We start from the raw sequence: 16,801 nt of genomic DNA, 5'->3' as shown, positions 1-16,801 counted from the left end.
TCCTCGGCGGGCGCGGCCTGCTCGGCCGGCGCCTGCTCGGTCTGCTGCTGCTGATCGCGCTTCTTCCTGCGTGGCTGCTGCTCCTCGGCGGGCTGCTCGCTCTGAGCAGGCGCTGCCTGCTGTTCGGGCTCGGCCTTCTTGCGCCCGGGCTTCTGTTCGGGTTCCGCCTGCTGCTTCTGCGCGCAGGCCTCGGCCGATTCGCCCTCGGCGCACGCAGCCTGCGCCAAAATGAATGGGGCTGACGTGCGCTGGGCAGAGCCGAATGCGGCACCTCCCTGAAGCGGGAACGCGCCCAACGGCGCGGATGCCATCAGCAGGCCAAGTGCGGTGCCGGCCAGTATCCGTGGTTGGCGTTTCATCGAAAACTCTCCTTATGGGGTCCCATCCTTGCCGAAACCGATCTTACGCCGATTGGTTCCGGTTTGGCGTGAATAGAGGCCTTGCAGGGCGATTGGCCGGCCTTTTGAAGGCAACTTCGTGTCATTCACCTGGCGATTGCCGTATTCGGGCCGTTGCCGCGCTTGACCTTGCCGGCGGCCGGGGCCACATGCCGGGAATGGAAACGCCATTCTGGAAAACCAAGGCGCTGGAGGCGATGAGCCCGGCCGAGTGGGAATCGCTGTGCGACGGCTGCGGCAAATGCTGTCTGTCGAAGCTTGAGGACGAGGATACCGGCGAGATCTACTGGACCAGCGTCGGCTGCCGGCTGTTCGACGCCGAGACCTGCCGCTGTTCGGACTACGCCAACCGGCTGGCGCGTGTTCCCGACTGCGTCGGGCTGACGCCGCAGAATGTGCGCACCATCAGCTGGCTGCCCAGCACCTGCGCCTACCGGCTGGTGGCCGAGGGCCGCGACCTCTACTGGTGGCACCGGCTGGTGTCGGGCAGTGCCGAGACCGTGCATGAAGCCGGCATCTCGATGCGCGGCCGGGTCAAGGCGAGCGAAACCGATCTTGCCGAGCCGGAAGACTATTTTGACTACATGCTGGACGAGGAGCCCTGAGGCTCGCGCCGGGACGAGGAGCCGTAGGACTGGCGTCAAGTCCTCGGCCCACTGGGTGGGGACCGGGTGCTCAGTCGGGCGTTTTGGCGTTCACCACAGGCTGTGGACGATGGCGAATGGCCGGAAATTTCCCTTTTCTCGCCACATGAACCGGAGATGAACAGCAGGTTCGTAAAGAGTTCAGACAGGCAAGTGCATTCTCCCCCCATCGGTTCACGAGGACGGGCGAAGGCCCGCAACAAGGAGAGAAGACCATGTTCAACACGATCAAGACGGTGGCCCTCTCGGCCCTGGTCGGCCTCGGCACGCTGGCGGCCATCCCCGCTCATGCCGACAGCCTCTATCTCGGCTTCGGCAACAACAACGACCCGCGTTTCGGCGTCTATACCGGTGATGATGATTACTATCGTCGCGACCATCGCCGTGATGAACGCCGCGATAATTGGCGCCGCGGCTGTTCGCCGGAACGCGCCCTCGACAAGGCCGAACGCATGGGCCTCTATCGTGCCCGCATCGTCGACGTCAACCGCCGCACGGTCAAGGTGATGGGCCGTCAGGACGGCGACCGCGTCGTGATCGTGTTCGCCAATGAGCGCGGCTGCCCGGTTATCTATCGCTGAGGCTATGAGGGTCAGCCAGAAGTAGCAGAGCCCCTTTCCGTTTGAAGGGTGTGGCTCGAAAAAACCCCGCGGGAGCGATCCCGTGGGGTTTTTCATGCACGCTATCGGCGGGTGATTGCATCCGTGGCTGGGGCAAGGCCCAGCCACGGATCGTCAGAGCGCCTATTTCAACTCGAAGGTGACGGTGACCTGCACATTGTAGGAATTCTCGCCGGCCTGCACGGGAGCCGCAGCACCCGCCGCGGCATCGAAGGCCTTGGCGTTGATCGGCATTGGCGTCGGCGCCATGTTCTGATCGGTGATCTCGAGCACACGGCCGAGGCTGACGCCTGCGGCCTCGGCCAGCGTCTTGGCCTTGGCCATGGCGTTGGCGACCGCCTTCTTACGCGCCTCGGTGACCGTGGCCGCCGGGTTGTCATTGGTGAAGGCGATGCCGCCGCCCTGGTTGACGCCGAGCGACACCGCCTTGTCGAGGATCTCGCCGGTCTTGTCGACATCGCGCACCCGCACCGAAAGCGTATTGGTCACCTGATAGGCGACGAGTTCGGCTTCCTGGCTGCCGTCCGGCTTGTTGGTGTAGTTGTAGCGCGGGTTGATCTGGATGCCGGCGGTCTGCAGGTCGCGGTCCTTGATGCCGGCCGATTTCATCGCCGCGATCACTGCGGCCATGGCGTCATTGTTGGCGTCGAGCGCCGCGCGCGCGGTCTTGGCTTCGCGCATGACGCTCAGCGTCAGGACCGCCAGATCAGGGGCTACGGTTGCTTCGCCTTCGCCTGACACGATGATGCGGGGCGGCGTCGGCAAATCGGTGGCTCCAGCCATCGCCGGAAAAGCGATTGCAGCGGCGAGCGCGAGAGGCAAAAGGTGTCTGGTCATGAAAATCTCCTTGGTCCGCGATCAAGTCGCAGAGGTCGCGTAGAGCCCGATTATGGGTTGATTTGGGCGATCTCCGAAAGCCCGTCGGGAAAGCCTTGTGCCGCGACGGGAAAAACATTAATCCAGCCCGCGTGGGGCCTGTAGCTCAATGGTTAGAGCCGGCGGCTCATAACCGCTTGGTTGGGGGTTCGAGTCCCTCCGGGCCCACCATAACTGTTGATTTTATTGATAAAAATATGCCTTGGCCCAAAACGTTTTGGGCCCATTGTGGGCCCAAAGGAAAGGGCGGCCGATATGCCGCCCTGCGCATGGTTGGTTGATTTCACTTACTTGACGACGCGCAGGGCCGCTCGCTGCTTCATCGCATCGCGTTTGGCCTCACGTTCGTTGATGGCGCGGGCTATGTCGACAGCCATTCGCTTCTTGTTGGCCTCTCGGACATATTCGTCCGTGACCGTCATGGAAGAATGCCCCATCGCCTCCATGATGGCGCGCTTGGATGTTGCATTCGGCGAGATACGTGCCGAAAGTACGGCGTAGCCCGTGCAGAGTGTAGCCCTCCTGAATGCCGGCCTGCTTGTTCCAATGTGCCATCATGCCGGTGAGGCTCTTTTCCGCGAATGGCCGCCCATAAGCATTCTTCAGCACCGTCCCGCCTTTCGAACGATCGAGCGGCGCCAACGCTTGCGCCAGCTTGTCGACGATGGGGATAAACATCTCGCGGCCGCCGTGACGGTTGCGGTTCTTCTTCTGCCGGAAATCGAACGCCTCGATCACCTCTAGAGAGCCATCGAACAGTTCGATCTCCTCGCAGACCAAATCGTCCCATTCCAATGAGGCGATATCGCCGCGTCGGTTGCCGAGCCAGAAGCCGAGCGCGTAACAGGTACGCGGCGGGGAGCCGATCGGATGGCGCGCCTCGAACTTTTCACGAATGGGGACCGGCCACGCGGGATTGGCGGTCGATTTAGGAATGCGGACGCGGATCGACAGTGAGGGATCGTCCTGCGGTTTGATCCATTTCTCAACTTCGATCGCCACCCACAGGAGCTTCTTGATTGCGACTAGCAGGTGCTTGGCAACCGTCCGGTTGGCGGCAAAGACGCTTTCGATAACCGCGCGCAGATGGTCGGCGTCGAGATGTTCTACTGGCGTATCGCGCCAAGTCAGCGGATAGGCAGGATCGACCTGCATCCGAAGGAAGCGTTCAATAAGCCGAGCATTTTTCCGTTGCGTCGCTTCGTCAAAGTCCAGCCATTCCATCGTCGCTTCAAGTCGCCGCGCAGCATGACCGAATGTCTTTGGCAACGCCCGACCGGGTAGGTCGATAATAATTGCCTTCAGGCTCTGGCCTTGCGTTGCCCTTTCATAGGCAGCCTCGAATTCCGGATCGCCGGGCTGACCGGGGAGGCGGATTTCGGGCATTCCCTTGGCACGATAACGATAGACTGTTTTTCCGTTTTTGAGGCGCGACGAAACGCCGGGGTAAGTGTCATCCTTGAATGGCCGGGCCATTAAACCCTCCTTCCAGTCTTCTACCGCCGCTTTCCCACGGGGTAGGCCTCTATCATCGCTTGAAGCGAAAGGGTTTTGCTTTCGAGGGCAACGCGTAGGAGTATCGGGTACGGGAAACCTCGACCTTGCTCTATGCCCTCATATGTGCGTTTGGGTATTCCCAATACCTTGGCCGCACTTTCAGCGGTGAATCCTCCCTTCGCCCGCCAGGCTTTCACATCTCGCGCAAGCTTCTCATTCTCGTTCACATCATCCCTTCCGCTCAGACGATGACCGTACTACGCCGACAGCGTATACGCAATGTGCGTAGTCTCTATCTTGTTGCCGCCTTCCGCTTACTCCGATCCAACAGTTCTTGGAGACCGCTATCTTTGTCCGGCAGGGAGGAGAAAGCGATATCGAGGGTGACACGATCCCAAATCGTGCGACTGTTGATGAGCTTAGGCCTCGGCATGCGGCCATCAGCAACCATTTCGTCGAATAGCGTCGGTCCTACGCCGATATATCTCGCTGCCTCCTCACGAGAGAGCCCTCGAGGCGGGTATGAAAGCGCGTCATTGTTCATAGACGCGGCCTTGAATTTTTTGGTGCCAAAACAGCGTGATGAAAGACAAAATGTCTGACCGCTTCAACAAGCCTCTACCAAGATAGGCGAGCCATAGTTGCCGTCCGCAAATCCACATCCCCGCACCATTCGATAATGACGAGATCGTGCTGCCCTATATGAGATGTCGCGTCATGTGGAAGCCGGCTGGCTAGCTCGTTCGGCAAAGGCGAGCAGCGACGTGCGCATCGGAGGGGTGACGGGCGGCGGAATGTCTCGCTACCATTTCGGGGGTTTGAGTCGCTAGAGCGCTACCGCCTTTCCCCCCACTCATCAGAGCGGCGGTTCCTACTGCGTTGTCTTGGATGAGGATTCATTTTTACTCAGGGCAGACGTTGGTTGTCTCGCCCTAATACCGGCATCGGAATTTGAAGGCCTCGTTTTGTCTGCAACCGAAATCCGCGCACAGTTCCCGTACACAAAATCGCAGTTGGATCGCCATTCGCTTGCCACCCGAAATAAATGTCCGGAAAACGGTCGTTTTGGCAATAGTTCGGCGGGGGAGACACCAACGCTAGTTGGTTTTGCCTAAGTCGCCAAGCTCACGATATCGCGCGGCCATCTTTCAGAATGAGGCGTACGATGATCAGTGACGATTCGACAGCAAGGGAGGAACAAATGCCAATCGGAGCAGCAGTGGAGTACCTGCATAAGTTGCGCAGAGAGGCGATCAATGCGGAAGCGGGCAATGTAAAGGGCTCGCGCGTCATTTGCAGATGAACATTGGGAAGTCGCGGGATCTTTTGGAAACGACGGCGGCCACGGATGCTGCTCTGGCTCACCTTCTGGGGACGGGGAACGCGCTTATTTGGGAGCTTGCGCCTATTTCAAAACAGACCGCTGAGCTAAGGAAGGACAAGATTGCTGACTTAAGGCACCCCTTTGAAACGGCGTTAAACATCGCCGTTGAGGAGGTAAGAAAGGCGAAGCCAAAAGCCTAGGCGGCGCTCTGCTTCAAGGACTACGCCCGGCAGGTGGTGGCGAATGCCAGAACATTGGCCGCAACCCTGGCCGAACGTGGCTTCGACATCGTTTCCGGCGGAACCGACACCCATCTGCTGCTGGTCGATCAGCGCAGCAAGAGCCTGTCCGGCAAGGATGCCGAGGAGGCGTTGGGCCGCGCCGGCCTGACATGCAACAAGAGCGGCATTCCCTTTGACCCGGCGCCGCCCGCCGTCACCTCCGGCATCCGGCTGGGCACGCAGGCAGCAACGACGCGCGGCTTTGGGGAAGGGGAGTTTGCACGGGTGGGACAGCTCATAGCCGACGTGCTCGACGCGGCCGGGACGCAACGGGGCACCAAGCAGGAGCAGGCGGCCCGCCACTCGGTCGCATAGCTTTGCCAGGCATTCCCGATCTACGCTTGCTGAACCGTCCGAAGGAAGGCGGTTCAAGGTGTGGAAGCAAACGCTTGCGCTACGAAGCCATACCTTCGACTATTGGAGATGACGCAGCCGGAACGCAGTTCGATTTCGTTTGCATGATGCCGGCTGTCTGCATTCGGCATTCCCTACAATAGGGAATAGGCCCGCCGCTCAACTCGCCGGGCGAAATGGCTTTGCAAGCGAGGCCGGGAAATGGAGCGCAAGCATCTGGCGGTCTCGAGAGATCAGCACCAGGACGATGATGGTGGCCAGATAAGGAAGGGCTGACAGCAGTTCGGACGGCACTTCAAGTCCGAGCGCTTGTCCCTGAAGCTGGAGGATCGTCATACCGCCGAACAGCCATGCGCCAAGCAGGATGCGTAGCGGGCGCCAGGTGGCGAACACCACCAGCGCCAGTGCGATCCAGCCCTTGCCTGCGGTCATGTTCTCGACCCAAAGCGGTGTGTAGGCGACTGACAGATAGGCTCCTGCCAGACCCGCCATAGCCCCTCCGAATAGCACGGCTGCGTAGCGTATCCTGATCACGGGGTAGCCGATCGCATGCGACGTCTGCGGTGACTCGCCGATCGTGCGCAGGACCAGGCCGGCCTTCGTGCGATAGAGAAACCAGCTGATGGCAACGAACATCACCAGGGCCAGGTAGACCATCGCGTCGAAGCGGAAGAGCATCGGGCCGATCAACGGCAAATCGGACAGGACGGGGATGTTGACACGATGCAGCGCCTCGATCGGCTCACTGCCGAAGCCGCGTCCGAGGAAGGCAGACACACCAGAACCGAAGATCGCCAGCGCCAGTCCGGCAGCATATTGATTGGTCAGGAAAGTCAGCGCCAGAACGCCGAACAGCAGTGAGGTGGCCGCACCCGCCAACGCGCCGGCAAGAATCGCGACCGGCATGGAGTAGCCGGCGGTGACGGCCCAGAAAGCCAGTGCCGCCCCCATCAGCATCATGCCCTCGATGCCGAGGTTGAGAACGCCGGACTTCTCGACCACGAGTTCGCCGAGTGCCGCGAATATCAGGGGGGTGGCGGCGATGATGGTGCCGGTGAAGATGGCAATGAATAGATCCATCAGGCTGTCTCCCGCATTGTCCGAATTTCGCTCATCGTGCTGTCTCGAGCGCATGCGCGTCTCTGATGGGTCGCACCAGGCGAACGCGATAGAAAATGAAGAAGTCGGCGGCGAGCAGGAAGAACAGCAGGAACCCCTGGAAGATCCGCGTCATCGCTGAGGGCAGGCCCAGAGTCATCTGCACGCCCTCTCCGCCGAGGAAGAGCAGCGACATCAACAGCCCGCCAAGCACGATGCCGAACGCGTTCAGCCGCCCGATGAAGGCGACGATGATGGCCGCGAAACCATAGCCTGGCGATATTTGCGGCGACAGCTGGCCGAGCGGTCCGGCAGCTTCCGCCATGCCGGCGATCCCGGCTGCGGCACCCCCGGCCAGCAGTCCGATCCAGACCGCTGCCGACTCGCGAAAGCCGGCATAGCGCGCGGCGAGGGGGGCCGCGCCGCTCACCGACATTTTGTAACCCAGGAAGCTGCGATCGGTGAACAGCCACATCAGGATGACGGCGGCGACGGTGATGAAGATAGAGGAATTGAGCCGGTAGGCCGGGTCAAAGGACTGGAGTAACGCGGCTGCGGGCAGGAGGGCCGTCTGCGGATAGTTGAATCCGGCCGGATCGCGCCACGGTCCATGCACAAGATAGGACAGGAACAGCGTGGCGATGTAGGTCATCATCAGCGTGACGAGGATCTCGTTGGTGTTCATGCGGGCGCGCAGGAACGCGGGGATTGCAGCCCATGCCATGCCCGCGCCCATGCCGGCCACGAACATCAGGGGCAACAGCAGCACGCTCTCCGGGTTCGGCCAGAACAGCCCGACACCGCTTGCGGCAATCGCACCCATCGTGAACTGGCCCTCGGCGCCTATGTTCCAGACGTTGGCACGAAAACCGACGGCCAGCCCGCAAGCGATGAGGATCAGCGGCGAGGCCTTGAGCAGCCATTCCGACAGTCCGTTCATCGAGCTGAGCGGCTCGACAAAGAACGCATAAAGCGTCGCCAGCGGATCATGTCCGAGGGAGGCGAAGAAAATCGAGCCGACGACAACCGTCAGTATCGTCGCCAGGATGGGTGCGGCAACGCGCATCGGCGCGGAAGGCTCCGGCCTTTGTTCAATCCTGAAGTACAATGTCGCCACTCCCATTCGCCGATGCGCCTTCGCTCATGCCCCGGCCGGTCATCAGAAGTCCGATTTCCTCGCGGTCGGTTGTCGTGCGGATGAGTGGCGCAGACACCTTTCCCTGGCAGATCACCAGCAGCCGGTCACAGATCTCGAACAACTCATCGAGTTCTTCGGAGACGACAAGCACCGCTGCCCCGGCGCGGCTGAGATCGATAATGGTTTGCCGGATGAAGGCGGATGCGCCGACATCGACGCCCCAGGTCGGCTGCGAGACCAGGAACAGCTTTGGCTTGAGCGCGATCTCGCGTCCAACGATGAATTTCTGCAGATTGCCGCCCGACAGGCTCTGCGCGATCGACTGCGCCCCGTTGGCCTTGACCTTGAACCTGTCGATGATACCGGTGGCGAAAGCCTTGGCCTTGCGGCGATCGACCAGTCCGTTGCGCACCGTGCCGAAGCGATGCGCGGTCAGTACGGCGTTCTCCCACAGCGTGTGGGATGGCACGGCACCGCGTCCGAGCCGCTCTTCGGGGACAAAGGCGATGCCGAGCTTGCGGCGTTCGTTGGGGCGCAGGCGGGCGGCGTCGATGCCACAAATCCTGATCGCGTCGCCGCGGTCATGGGTGCGTTCGCCGCTGAGCAAGGCGACCAGCTCGGCCTGGCCGTTTCCGGAGACACCGGCAAGGCCGACGATCTCCCCGCCATGCACATTGAATGAAACATTCTTCAGGTCGACGCCGAAATGGTCCCTGGCCTTGACCGAAAGGCCATTGACCTCAAGCACCGGCTTCTCACTTGGGACTGGCGGGCTGACATGCATTTCAGGTAGCTTGGAACCGACCATCATGCGGGCAAGCTCCAGCGATGTCGTCTCTTTCGGGCGGGCAGTGCCGGTGACCTTGCCGTTGCGCAGCACGGTGGCGGTGTCGCAGAGTTCCTGCACCTCGTCGAGCTTGTGGCTGATATAGACGATGCTGCAACCTTCGGCGGCGAGTTGCCTAAGCGTCTCGAACAGCTTGACCACCGCCTGTGGCGTCAGCACGGAAGTTGGTTCGTCGAGGATCAGGAGTTTCGGCGCCTGCAGCAGGCAGCGGACGATCTCTACGCGCTGGCGCTCGCCAACCGACAGATCGTGCACCTGGCGATGCGGATCGATCGGCATGCCGTAACGCATGGAGAGGTTGCGGATCTTTTCGGCAAGTGTCGGTAGATGGAACGCGCTGCTGGCCGACAGGGCAATGTTCTCGACCACCGACACGGATTCGAACAACGCGAAATGCTGGTAGACCATCTCGATGCCGAGCGCGCGGGAAACCGCGGGGTTGTGCGCGGCAATCGGATTGCCGTCACAATAGATCTCGCCAGAATCAGCCTGCGCCGCACCATAGATGATTTTCATCAGGGTGGATTTGCCGGCACCGTTCTCGCCGAGGACAGCGTGGATTTCGCCGGGTTGGATCGACAACGAAACGTCATCATTGGCGACGACGCCGGGGTAGCGCTTGCAGATACTGCGCAGTTCTAGACGCGGGTGCATGGCGTGTCCTGCCGTGGCATGAAGCGAGGTTGGACTAGGCGCAAGCTGGCAGGCGCCGAAGCATTCCAGCTTCGGCACCGGCTGGCTCTTTGAGGGGCGATCAGCTCAGCTTGCCGATCATCCCCTTTACGAACCAGTTCATGCCGCGAATGTCGTCGTCGGCGAGAACCGAGCCGGCGGCGACCTTGACGCTGCCGTCCTGGTCTTTCAACTCGCCGCCGTAGGGGTGCACCTTGCCGCCGCCGATGTCGGCCTCGAGCTGCTTGAGCTTGGCCTTGGTGTCGGCCGGAATGCCGTCATTGTAGGGTGCCATTTTCACGACGCCCGCCGCCAGTCCGTCCCAACGCACTTCCGGCTTCCAGGTGCCTGCCGCAACGGCCTTGGCGGCACCAACATAGTCGCTGGTCCAGTCGAGGACGAATGCCGTCAACTGCTTACCCGAACCGAATTTCGCCATGTCGCTGGCGTAGCCGATCGACCAGGCGCCACCTTCGCCGGCGACCTGGACACCGGTTGCCGTGTCCGTCATCGAGCAGATGACGTCGCAGCCTTGTGAAAGCAACGTCTTGGCGGCTTCCTTTTCCTTGCCCGGATCGAACCAGGAGTTGAGGAAGATGGTGTTGCAGGTGGCGTTCGGGTTGACGCTTTGCGCACCGAGCAGCAGCGCATTGGCCGGGCCGACGATGTCGGGGATCGGGAAGCCGCCGATGAAGCCGATCTTGCCCGATTTCGACATATAGCCGCCGGCCGCGCCAGCGACGAAGGTGCCCTCGTAATATTTGGCTTCAAAGGTGCCGAGATTGGCCAGATGGACGATGCCGGAGCAATGTTCGAAAGCCACCTTGGGGAACCGCGGCGCCACTTTCTGCATCGGCGTTCCGTGTGAAAAGCTGGTGCCGAAGATCAATTTGTTGCCGGCGCTGGCCAGTTCGCGGAAGATGCGCTCGGCATCCTGCGGCATGAAGATGTTGTCGATGACGGTAAGCTCGACCTTATCGCCGAATGCGGCCTTGATGGCCTCGACGCCGAGGCTGTGCTGCTTGGTCCAGCCGATTTCAGCCACCGGCGAGACATAGACCGCGCCGATTTTCAGCACCTCCTGTGCCTGCGCGATCGTGCTCAAACCTCCGGCGCCAAGCACGGCGCCGACCGCACCGCTGTATCTCAGGAAATCGCGTCTTGTTACGTCGTTCATGATGGTAACCCTCTGTTGGTTTTTTTGTTTGATGCCCGGCTTGCGGGCGCCGGATCTGCTTTTGGAAGATGGATGTGCAGATGGGATGCCGCTTTGCCGTTCCCCGGCGACTTCGCCATCCTTCTGAGCGGACCCGCTGTCGTGGCCGCATCGACGGTGCCGTCGAGATAGGGGACGAGGGCCTCGGCGGGTGTCATTTCCGGAAACACCTCACGATCCATGATGTAGCCGCGCACCACCGCGCGGTGGTGGGTGTCGATCAGGTCCATGGCTTGTTTCAGCCGGCCCTTTTCCAGGAGGTCGACCACCCGCGAGTGGTCGTCCAGCAGATTGCAATAATCGAAGTCGGCGGTGATGAGCGAGCGCAACAGCGTCGTGCGGCGCACCAGCTGCGCGTGGATTTCCTGCATGACCTTGTTGCGGCTGAGGCGCACGAACACGGTATGGAATTCCTGGCCGAGCACATCGGCCAGCGCATCGTTGCCGGCGGCGACAGCCTGGCGCTGGCGCTCGACATGCTGGCGCAACTCGGCCCAGCCGGCCGGCCCAAGGCGATCGCTGAGCTGGGCCGCGACGCCTTGTTCGACAAGCGTCAACGCATCGTAGATCTCCATCGCCTCCTGCATGCTCGGCTTGGCGACGAAGGCGCCGCGGTTGCGTTCGATCTGCGCCAGCCCATCATCGGCTAGCCGGATCAGGGCCTGGCGCACCACGATGCGGCTTACATTGAATATTTCGGAAAGTTCGCGTTCACCGAGCTTGCAGCCGGGCACGAGCCGATGGTCGATGATAGCGCGGGTCAGCTTGTCCGCGATCGTCTGGGAGCGGCTGCTCAAGGCGCGGTTCTCCGCAATTTCGACGACATGATCAGCAGGCTTTCGTGATGGAGGCACGCCCTGTCAGGGCACGACATATCCCAGGTTCAGCTTTCCCATATCGGAATTCAATCATCATAATCTGTCAACACAAAAAAGGATTTTGGCTGACAAAAAAATGTTGATTGGTATCCAATCTTGTGATTTCGTCATCTCGAAACGTCGGGCTAGGTTCGTGGTGAAGGGCTAGCCGAGTTGGGAGGGATGCCGATGGCAACCCGTTGTGTCGACCGGGAGCTTCTGAACGACTGGCATATCGTCGCTGACCAGGAATCGCTCAGCCAGGATACGCCGTTTGCGACACGTCTGCTTGGGGTCGACCTCGCCATTCACAAAAGTTCAAACAAGATCGAAGTCGTTCGCGGCGATACGGGCGCCACGCTGAAAAGCGCCGAACGTTATGGCTTCGTTTGGACCTGCCTGGATAAGCCCTGGCGCGACATCATCTACATCCCCGAAGCCAATGAGGCGGACCGGCACCTGGTCAGCGGGGGGGCGATCGCGGTCAAGGTATCGGGCCTTCGCGCCGTCGAGAACTTTCTCGACATGGGGCATTTCCCCTTCATCCACACCGACTGGCTCGGCGAGGAGCCGCATACCGAGGTGGCCCCCTACAAGGTGGAAATCACGCCCCAGGGTGAGGTGCTGGCGACCGAATGCAAATTCTATCAGCCCGTCGCGTCACCGACCGCAAAGGAAGGGTTCATCGTCGACTACATCTACAAGGTGATCCGGCCCTACACGGTGGCGCTTTACAAGAGCAATCCGATCCAGAAGCACAGGCTGGATGTCATCACGCTGTTCGTGCAGCCGGTCGACGAAGAGAACTGCGTCGCGCATCCCTATCTCTGCTATCTCAAGGAGGGCATGGAGGCGGCAACGGTGCGCAGTTTCATGCAATTGATCTTCGCCCAGGACAAGCCGATCCTGGAGAACCAGGTCCCCAAGCGTCTGCCGCTCGATCCGCGCGCCGAGACACCGATCCGTGCCGATGCCGTGTCGGTTTCCTATCGGCGTTGGTTGCGTGATCGGGCTGTCACCTATGGCGCGATACCGGCACAAGCCTGATGACGTCCGAGGGCAATCAAAGGATAAAACGATGACAAAATGCTTGGATCCTGTGATCCTCAATCTGTGGCATCCGATAGGGGCGATCGCCGAGGCTGTACCTGGCGCCGTCCAGGACACCGTTCTGCTTGAGGAGCGCCTCAGCTTCGCGCTCAATGCGGATGGTGAGCCCGTCGTCTGGCGCTCGCATCCCGATGTGCAAGGGCCTGCCCGTGTTCCAGCCGCCGACAGACTTCCGGCAAGAAGCACCTACGGTTATGTCTGGACTTCTCTCGGCTCGCCACCGGCCGAGCTGTTTCTCATCCCGGAATATGAAGAGCCAGACCGCCGCAAGCTCAACGCCGCAACGTTTGGCGTTAACGTTTCAGCGCCGCGTGCCATCGAGAACTTTCTCGACATGGGCCACTTCCCCTATGTGCACACCGATATTCTCGGCGTCGAGCCGCACACCGAAGTCAAGGAATATGATGTCGAGATCTCCGTGGATCGCGACGAGATCCTGGCCACGCGCTGCCGCTTCTTCCAGCCGATGGCTTCGACCGCGTCCGACGGTGGTGCCGACGTCGACTACGTCTATCGCGTGCCGCATCCTTATTGCTCGGTGCTTTACAAATCGAGCCCGGTCGACGAGGCCCGGCGCGATGTCATCGCCGTCTTCCTGCAGCCGGTCGACCAGGAACATGTGCGCGCCCACATGCTGCTTTGCGTGCTTGATGAAGACAATGAAGACAAGGTCATCAAGCGCTTTCAGCAGACGATCTTCGGCCAGGACAAGCCGATCCTGGAAAACCAGGTACCGAAACGCCTGCCGCTAGACCCTCGCGCCGAGACGCCGATCCGCGCCGACAAGTCGGCCATCGCCTACAGGCGCTGGCTCAGCCAGAAGGGCATTACCTACGGAGTCATTCCGGTCGCGGCCTGACAAGACATTTTTGGAGACGACGAATGTTGGAAGAAGCCAGAAGCCGGTGGCATCCGATTGCCGCTGCCCATGATTTGCAGTTCCGCCACGTTTTTCATGGCCAGTTGCTTGGCCGGGAATTCGCCGTCTGGCGGGCCGATGACGGCTACGTCAACATCTGGGAGAACCGTTGCCTGCATCGCGGCGTCAGACTGTCGATTGGCATCAATGACGGGCGTGAATTGAAATGTCAGTATCACGGTTGGCGCTATTCGAACCGCACTGCCGGCTGCACCTATATCCCGGCTCACCCGGCTGATGCGCCGGCCCGCACCATCACCAACCGCACCTTTCCGGCGGTCGAGCGCTATGGCTTGGTTTGGTCTTCGGAAGAGCCGCGCGGCGAACTGCCTGATGTCATCGGACTTGCCGAAGGCAAGCTGCTCGCCTTGCGTGGAATTCCGGTCAATGCGCCGGCCGACAAGGTCGTCGAAAGACTGAAAGCCTATCGCTTTCAACCCAATGGGGCGATCGATGGGGAGGGCGCCGAAATTCTCATCGACGCGGCCCAGGATTTTGCCGTGGCGCTCCGCTCGCGCGACGGCGATGCGCAGACGCATGGTGTCTTCTTTGTCCAGCCGGTCGATTCCAACCGTTCGGTGATCCGCGGTGTGCTCGATCAGGATGCCGAAGGAGCCGCGCGCATCGACATACTGCGTCACCACAATGAACGGCTTTCCAAGCTGCGCGACCAGGTCGAGCGCGAAGCGGCAAATGTACCTTCGCCTGCGCCCATCGAACCGGTCTACGAAAGGGTGTCGGCCGAGCTCGCTGAAATGCCCGGAATGACTACGCATGGCCGCAAGGCGGCGCTGCGCGTCACCGTGGCCAGGAAATGGCAGACGGCAGACGGCATCGCGGGCTTCGAGCTTCGCCCGATCAAGGGCATCCTGCCCACGTTCCAGCCAGGTGCGCATATCGATGTCCACATGCCCAACGGCGAGATCAGGCAATACTCGATCACCAACGGACCCGGCGAAACCGACAGCTTTGTCATCGGCGTCAAGCTTGAGCGGGATTCGAAGGGCGGCTCGAAATGCATGCACGAGACAGTGCGCGAGGGCGACGTGCTGGCGATTTCCGAGCCGCGCAACAACTTCCCGCTGCGCCGCGATTCGACCAAGACGCTGTTCGTTGCCGGCGGTATCGGCATCACGCCGCTGCTGGCCATGGCGCAGGCGCTAAAGAACCAGGATCTGACGCACGAACTTCACTATTTCGCACAGGGCGAAGAGCACCTCGCTTTCGCCGATCGGCTGAAATATCTTGGCGATGCGCTGAAGCCGCATCTCGGGCTCTCACCCGACCAGACCGGCGCCGAGCTTCGTCAAATCGTCGCCGACTATCGGAACGGCATGCATCTGTACATCTGCGGCCCCGGACCGATGTTGGAAGCCGCGCGCAAGATCGCGACAGAGCAGGGTTGGCCAGATACCGCTGTCCATTTCGAATACTTCAAGAACACCAACAAGATCGACGACAGTTCGAGCTTCGAGGTGGCGCTGGCGCGCTCTTGCGTCACACTTCAGGTGCCGGCCGGCAAGACGATTATGCAGGTCATGCGCGAAAGCGGCATAGACGTTCCGTCATCCTGCGAGCAAGGCGCCTGCGGCACCTGTGTCGCGACAGTCATCGAGGGTGAACCGGATCATCAGGACGTCTACCTCAACGATGCCGAGAGGAAGGCCGGAACCAAGATCATGACCTGTGTCTCGCGAGCCAAATCGGCGCGCCTGGTGCTGGACATCTAGGGAGCAGATGATGATCACGCTTTACGACTACGAACTGTCTGGCAATTGCTACAAGCTGCGGCTGCTGATGAGCTTTCTCCGCATCGACTACAAGACCGTGCCGGTCGACTTCTACCCGGGCCGTGAGCACAAGTCGGAATGGTTCCTGAAGCTGAACCCGCTTGGACAATTGCCGGTGCTTGACGATGACGGGCTTGTGCTGCGCGACGCGCAGGCGATCCTGGTCTATCTCGCGTCGAAATACGATCCATCAGGCACGTGGTATCCAAGGGACAACCCGGCCCTGCTTGGCGAGATCAGCCAATGGCTGGCCTTCGCTGACGGGATCACCTCGACCGCGTCGGCCGCCCGCTTGCATGACGCGCTTTTCTACGATTTCGACATCGATGTGGCGCGCGCCGGCGCGCACCGGCTGTTTCGCATCCTCGACGAACACCTTTGGTTCGGCGAACAGCAAGGCCGCAGTTGGATCTGCTCGGCCGGTCATCCGACCATCGCCGACATTGCCTGCTTTCCCTACATCATCCTGTCGGAGGAGGGGGGCATTCCCCGTCAGGACTATCCGGCAATCCGGCGCTGGTGCGACCGGGTCAAGCGCATCAAGGGGTTTACGGTGATGTCGGGCGTGTTCCCGGCTGGTCCCGGCAAGGTCGCCGCCTAGACCGAACACAACGAGCCGGAGCCATGGCTCAGGCAAAAACAAGTTTTGGGAGAGAGATGAAGATGAAAACCCGCGCCGCTGTCGCTGTCGCCGCTGGAAAGCCGCTGGAGATCATGGAGGTCGACCTCGAGGGTCCGCGCGAGGGCGAGGTGCTGGTCGAGATCAAGGCGACCGGCATCTGCCACACCGACGAGTTCACGCTGTCGGGCGCCGATCCAGAGGGCTTGTTTCCGGCGATCCTCGGCCATGAAGGCGCCGGTGTCGTCGTCGATGTCGGCAAGGGTGTCACCTCGGTCAAGAAGGGCGACCATGTCATTCCGCTCTATACGCCCGAATGCCGGCAGTGCCCGTCTTGCCTGTCGCGGAAAACCAATCTGTGCACGGCGATCCGCGCCACGCAGGGCCAAGGCCTGATGCCCGACGGTTCGTCGCGCTTCTCGATCGGTAAGGACAAGATCTTTCACTATATGGGCTGTTCGACCTTCTCCAACTTCACCGTGCTGCCCGAGATCGCGCTGGCCAAGGTCAATCCCGACGCCCCCTTCGACAAGATCTGCTA

15 protein-coding genes, 1 tRNA gene and 2 pseudogenes are annotated in these 16,801 nt (G+C 61.0%); 9 read left to right on the top strand and 9 right to left on the bottom strand.

Annotated features, from left to right (window positions below):
* A pseudogene (locus FCU66_RS37760) lies at positions 1-359 on the bottom strand (OmpA family protein); the annotation flags it as partial.
* Between the two features lie 197 nt (positions 360-556).
* Between FCU66_RS37760 and FCU66_RS37755 the strand changes: the two are divergent.
* Positions 557-1,003 carry a YcgN family cysteine cluster protein gene (locus FCU66_RS37755; protein WP_136617958.1) on the top strand — a complete coding sequence of 149 codons (447 nt, stop codon included), beginning with the start codon at positions 557-559 and terminating at the stop codon, positions 1,001-1,003.
* 254 nt (positions 1,004-1,257) lie between these two features.
* Positions 1,258-1,623, top strand: a complete 366-nt coding sequence (locus FCU66_RS37750; protein WP_136617957.1) for a hypothetical protein — start codon at positions 1,258-1,260, stop codon at positions 1,621-1,623.
* A 162-nt stretch (positions 1,624-1,785) separates the two neighbouring features.
* Here the strand turns inward: FCU66_RS37750 and FCU66_RS37745 are convergent, their stop codons facing one another.
* Entirely contained in the window at positions 1,786-2,499 is a 714-nt protein-coding gene (locus FCU66_RS37745) for an SIMPL domain-containing protein (protein WP_127265095.1), read from the bottom strand.
* Between the two features lie 134 nt (positions 2,500-2,633).
* Between FCU66_RS37745 and FCU66_RS37740 the strand changes: the two genes are divergently transcribed.
* Positions 2,634-2,709: transfer RNA gene (locus FCU66_RS37740), tRNA-Ile, on the top strand.
* A gap of 168 nt (positions 2,710-2,877) precedes the next feature.
* On the opposite strand, the gene FCU66_RS37735 is transcribed toward FCU66_RS37740, so the two are convergent.
* Together FCU66_RS37735 and FCU66_RS42425 are read right to left on the bottom strand one after the other, a co-directional pair.
* Positions 2,878-4,014 carry a tyrosine-type recombinase/integrase gene (locus tag FCU66_RS37735; protein ID WP_246094186.1) on the bottom strand — a complete coding sequence of 379 codons (1,137 nt, stop codon included), beginning with the start codon at positions 4,012-4,014 and terminating at the stop codon, positions 2,878-2,880.
* A 313-nt stretch (positions 4,015-4,327) separates the two neighbouring features.
* Complete coding sequence (locus FCU66_RS42425; protein ID WP_136617955.1) at positions 4,328-4,579, bottom strand: hypothetical protein; 252 nt, start codon at positions 4,577-4,579, stop codon at positions 4,328-4,330.
* 992 nt (positions 4,580-5,571) lie between these two features.
* On the opposite strand from FCU66_RS42425, the pseudogene glyA reads away from it, so the two are divergent.
* Positions 5,572-5,955, top strand: a pseudogene (gene glyA, locus FCU66_RS37720) (serine hydroxymethyltransferase); the annotation flags it as partial.
* Between the two features lie 198 nt (positions 5,956-6,153).
* On the opposite strand, the gene FCU66_RS37715 reads toward glyA, so the two are convergent.
* The 5 genes from FCU66_RS37715 to FCU66_RS37695 all read right to left on the bottom strand — a co-directional run bounded on the left by FCU66_RS37715 (position 6,154) and on the right by FCU66_RS37695 (position 11,762).
* Positions 6,154-7,074, bottom strand: coding sequence for an ABC transporter permease (locus tag FCU66_RS37715; protein WP_136617954.1), 921 nt, complete (start codon positions 7,072-7,074; stop codon positions 6,154-6,156).
* 31 nt (positions 7,075-7,105) lie between these two features.
* On the bottom strand, positions 7,106-8,200 hold the full coding sequence (locus tag FCU66_RS37710) for an ABC transporter permease (protein ID WP_136617953.1): 1,095 nt from the start codon (positions 8,198-8,200) through the stop codon (positions 7,106-7,108).
* Positions 8,184-9,731, bottom strand: a complete 1,548-nt coding sequence (locus FCU66_RS37705) for an ABC transporter ATP-binding protein (RefSeq protein WP_136617952.1) — start codon at positions 9,729-9,731, stop codon at positions 8,184-8,186. The genes FCU66_RS37710 and FCU66_RS37705 overlap by 17 nt, the downstream gene beginning before the upstream one ends.
* A gap of 100 nt (positions 9,732-9,831) precedes the next feature.
* Positions 9,832-10,926 (bottom strand): BMP family ABC transporter substrate-binding protein, encoded by a 1,095-nt coding sequence (locus tag FCU66_RS37700; protein ID WP_136617951.1) that lies wholly within the window; start codon positions 10,924-10,926, stop codon positions 9,832-9,834.
* The gene (locus FCU66_RS37695) at positions 10,923-11,762 is read right to left on the bottom strand and encodes a GntR family transcriptional regulator (protein WP_136617950.1); all 840 of its coding nucleotides are present in this window, start codon (positions 11,760-11,762) and stop codon (positions 10,923-10,925) included. The genes FCU66_RS37700 and FCU66_RS37695 overlap by 4 nt, the downstream gene beginning before the upstream one ends.
* A 249-nt stretch (positions 11,763-12,011) precedes the next feature.
* Between FCU66_RS37695 and FCU66_RS37690 the strand changes: the two genes are divergently transcribed.
* The 5 genes from FCU66_RS37690 to FCU66_RS37670 all read left to right on the top strand — a co-directional run.
* Positions 12,012-12,869, top strand: a complete 858-nt coding sequence (locus tag FCU66_RS37690; protein WP_136617949.1) for an aromatic ring-hydroxylating oxygenase subunit alpha — start codon at positions 12,012-12,014, stop codon at positions 12,867-12,869.
* 31 nt (positions 12,870-12,900) lie between these two features.
* Positions 12,901-13,791 (top strand): aromatic ring-hydroxylating oxygenase subunit alpha, encoded by an 891-nt coding sequence (locus FCU66_RS37685; RefSeq protein WP_136617948.1) that lies wholly within the window; start codon positions 12,901-12,903, stop codon positions 13,789-13,791.
* 23 nt (positions 13,792-13,814) lie between these two features.
* Positions 13,815-15,581 carry a Rieske 2Fe-2S domain-containing protein gene (locus FCU66_RS37680; RefSeq protein WP_136617947.1) on the top strand — a complete coding sequence of 589 codons (1,767 nt, stop codon included), beginning with the start codon at positions 13,815-13,817 and terminating at the stop codon, positions 15,579-15,581.
* Between the two features lie 10 nt (positions 15,582-15,591).
* Positions 15,592-16,242 carry a glutathione S-transferase family protein gene (locus FCU66_RS37675; protein ID WP_136617946.1) on the top strand — a complete coding sequence of 217 codons (651 nt, stop codon included), beginning with the start codon at positions 15,592-15,594 and terminating at the stop codon, positions 16,240-16,242.
* 62 nt (positions 16,243-16,304) lie between these two features.
* Positions 16,305-16,801, top strand: a 497-nt coding sequence (locus FCU66_RS37670) for an alcohol dehydrogenase catalytic domain-containing protein (protein ID WP_168992245.1), incomplete at its 3' end; no start/stop codon positions are given.

Source organism: Mesorhizobium norvegicum (genome assembly GCF_004919685.1).
GTDB lineage: Bacteria > Pseudomonadota > Alphaproteobacteria > Rhizobiales > Rhizobiaceae > Mesorhizobium > Mesorhizobium norvegicum.
This window is presented reverse-complemented; position numbering and strand designations above follow the sequence as displayed.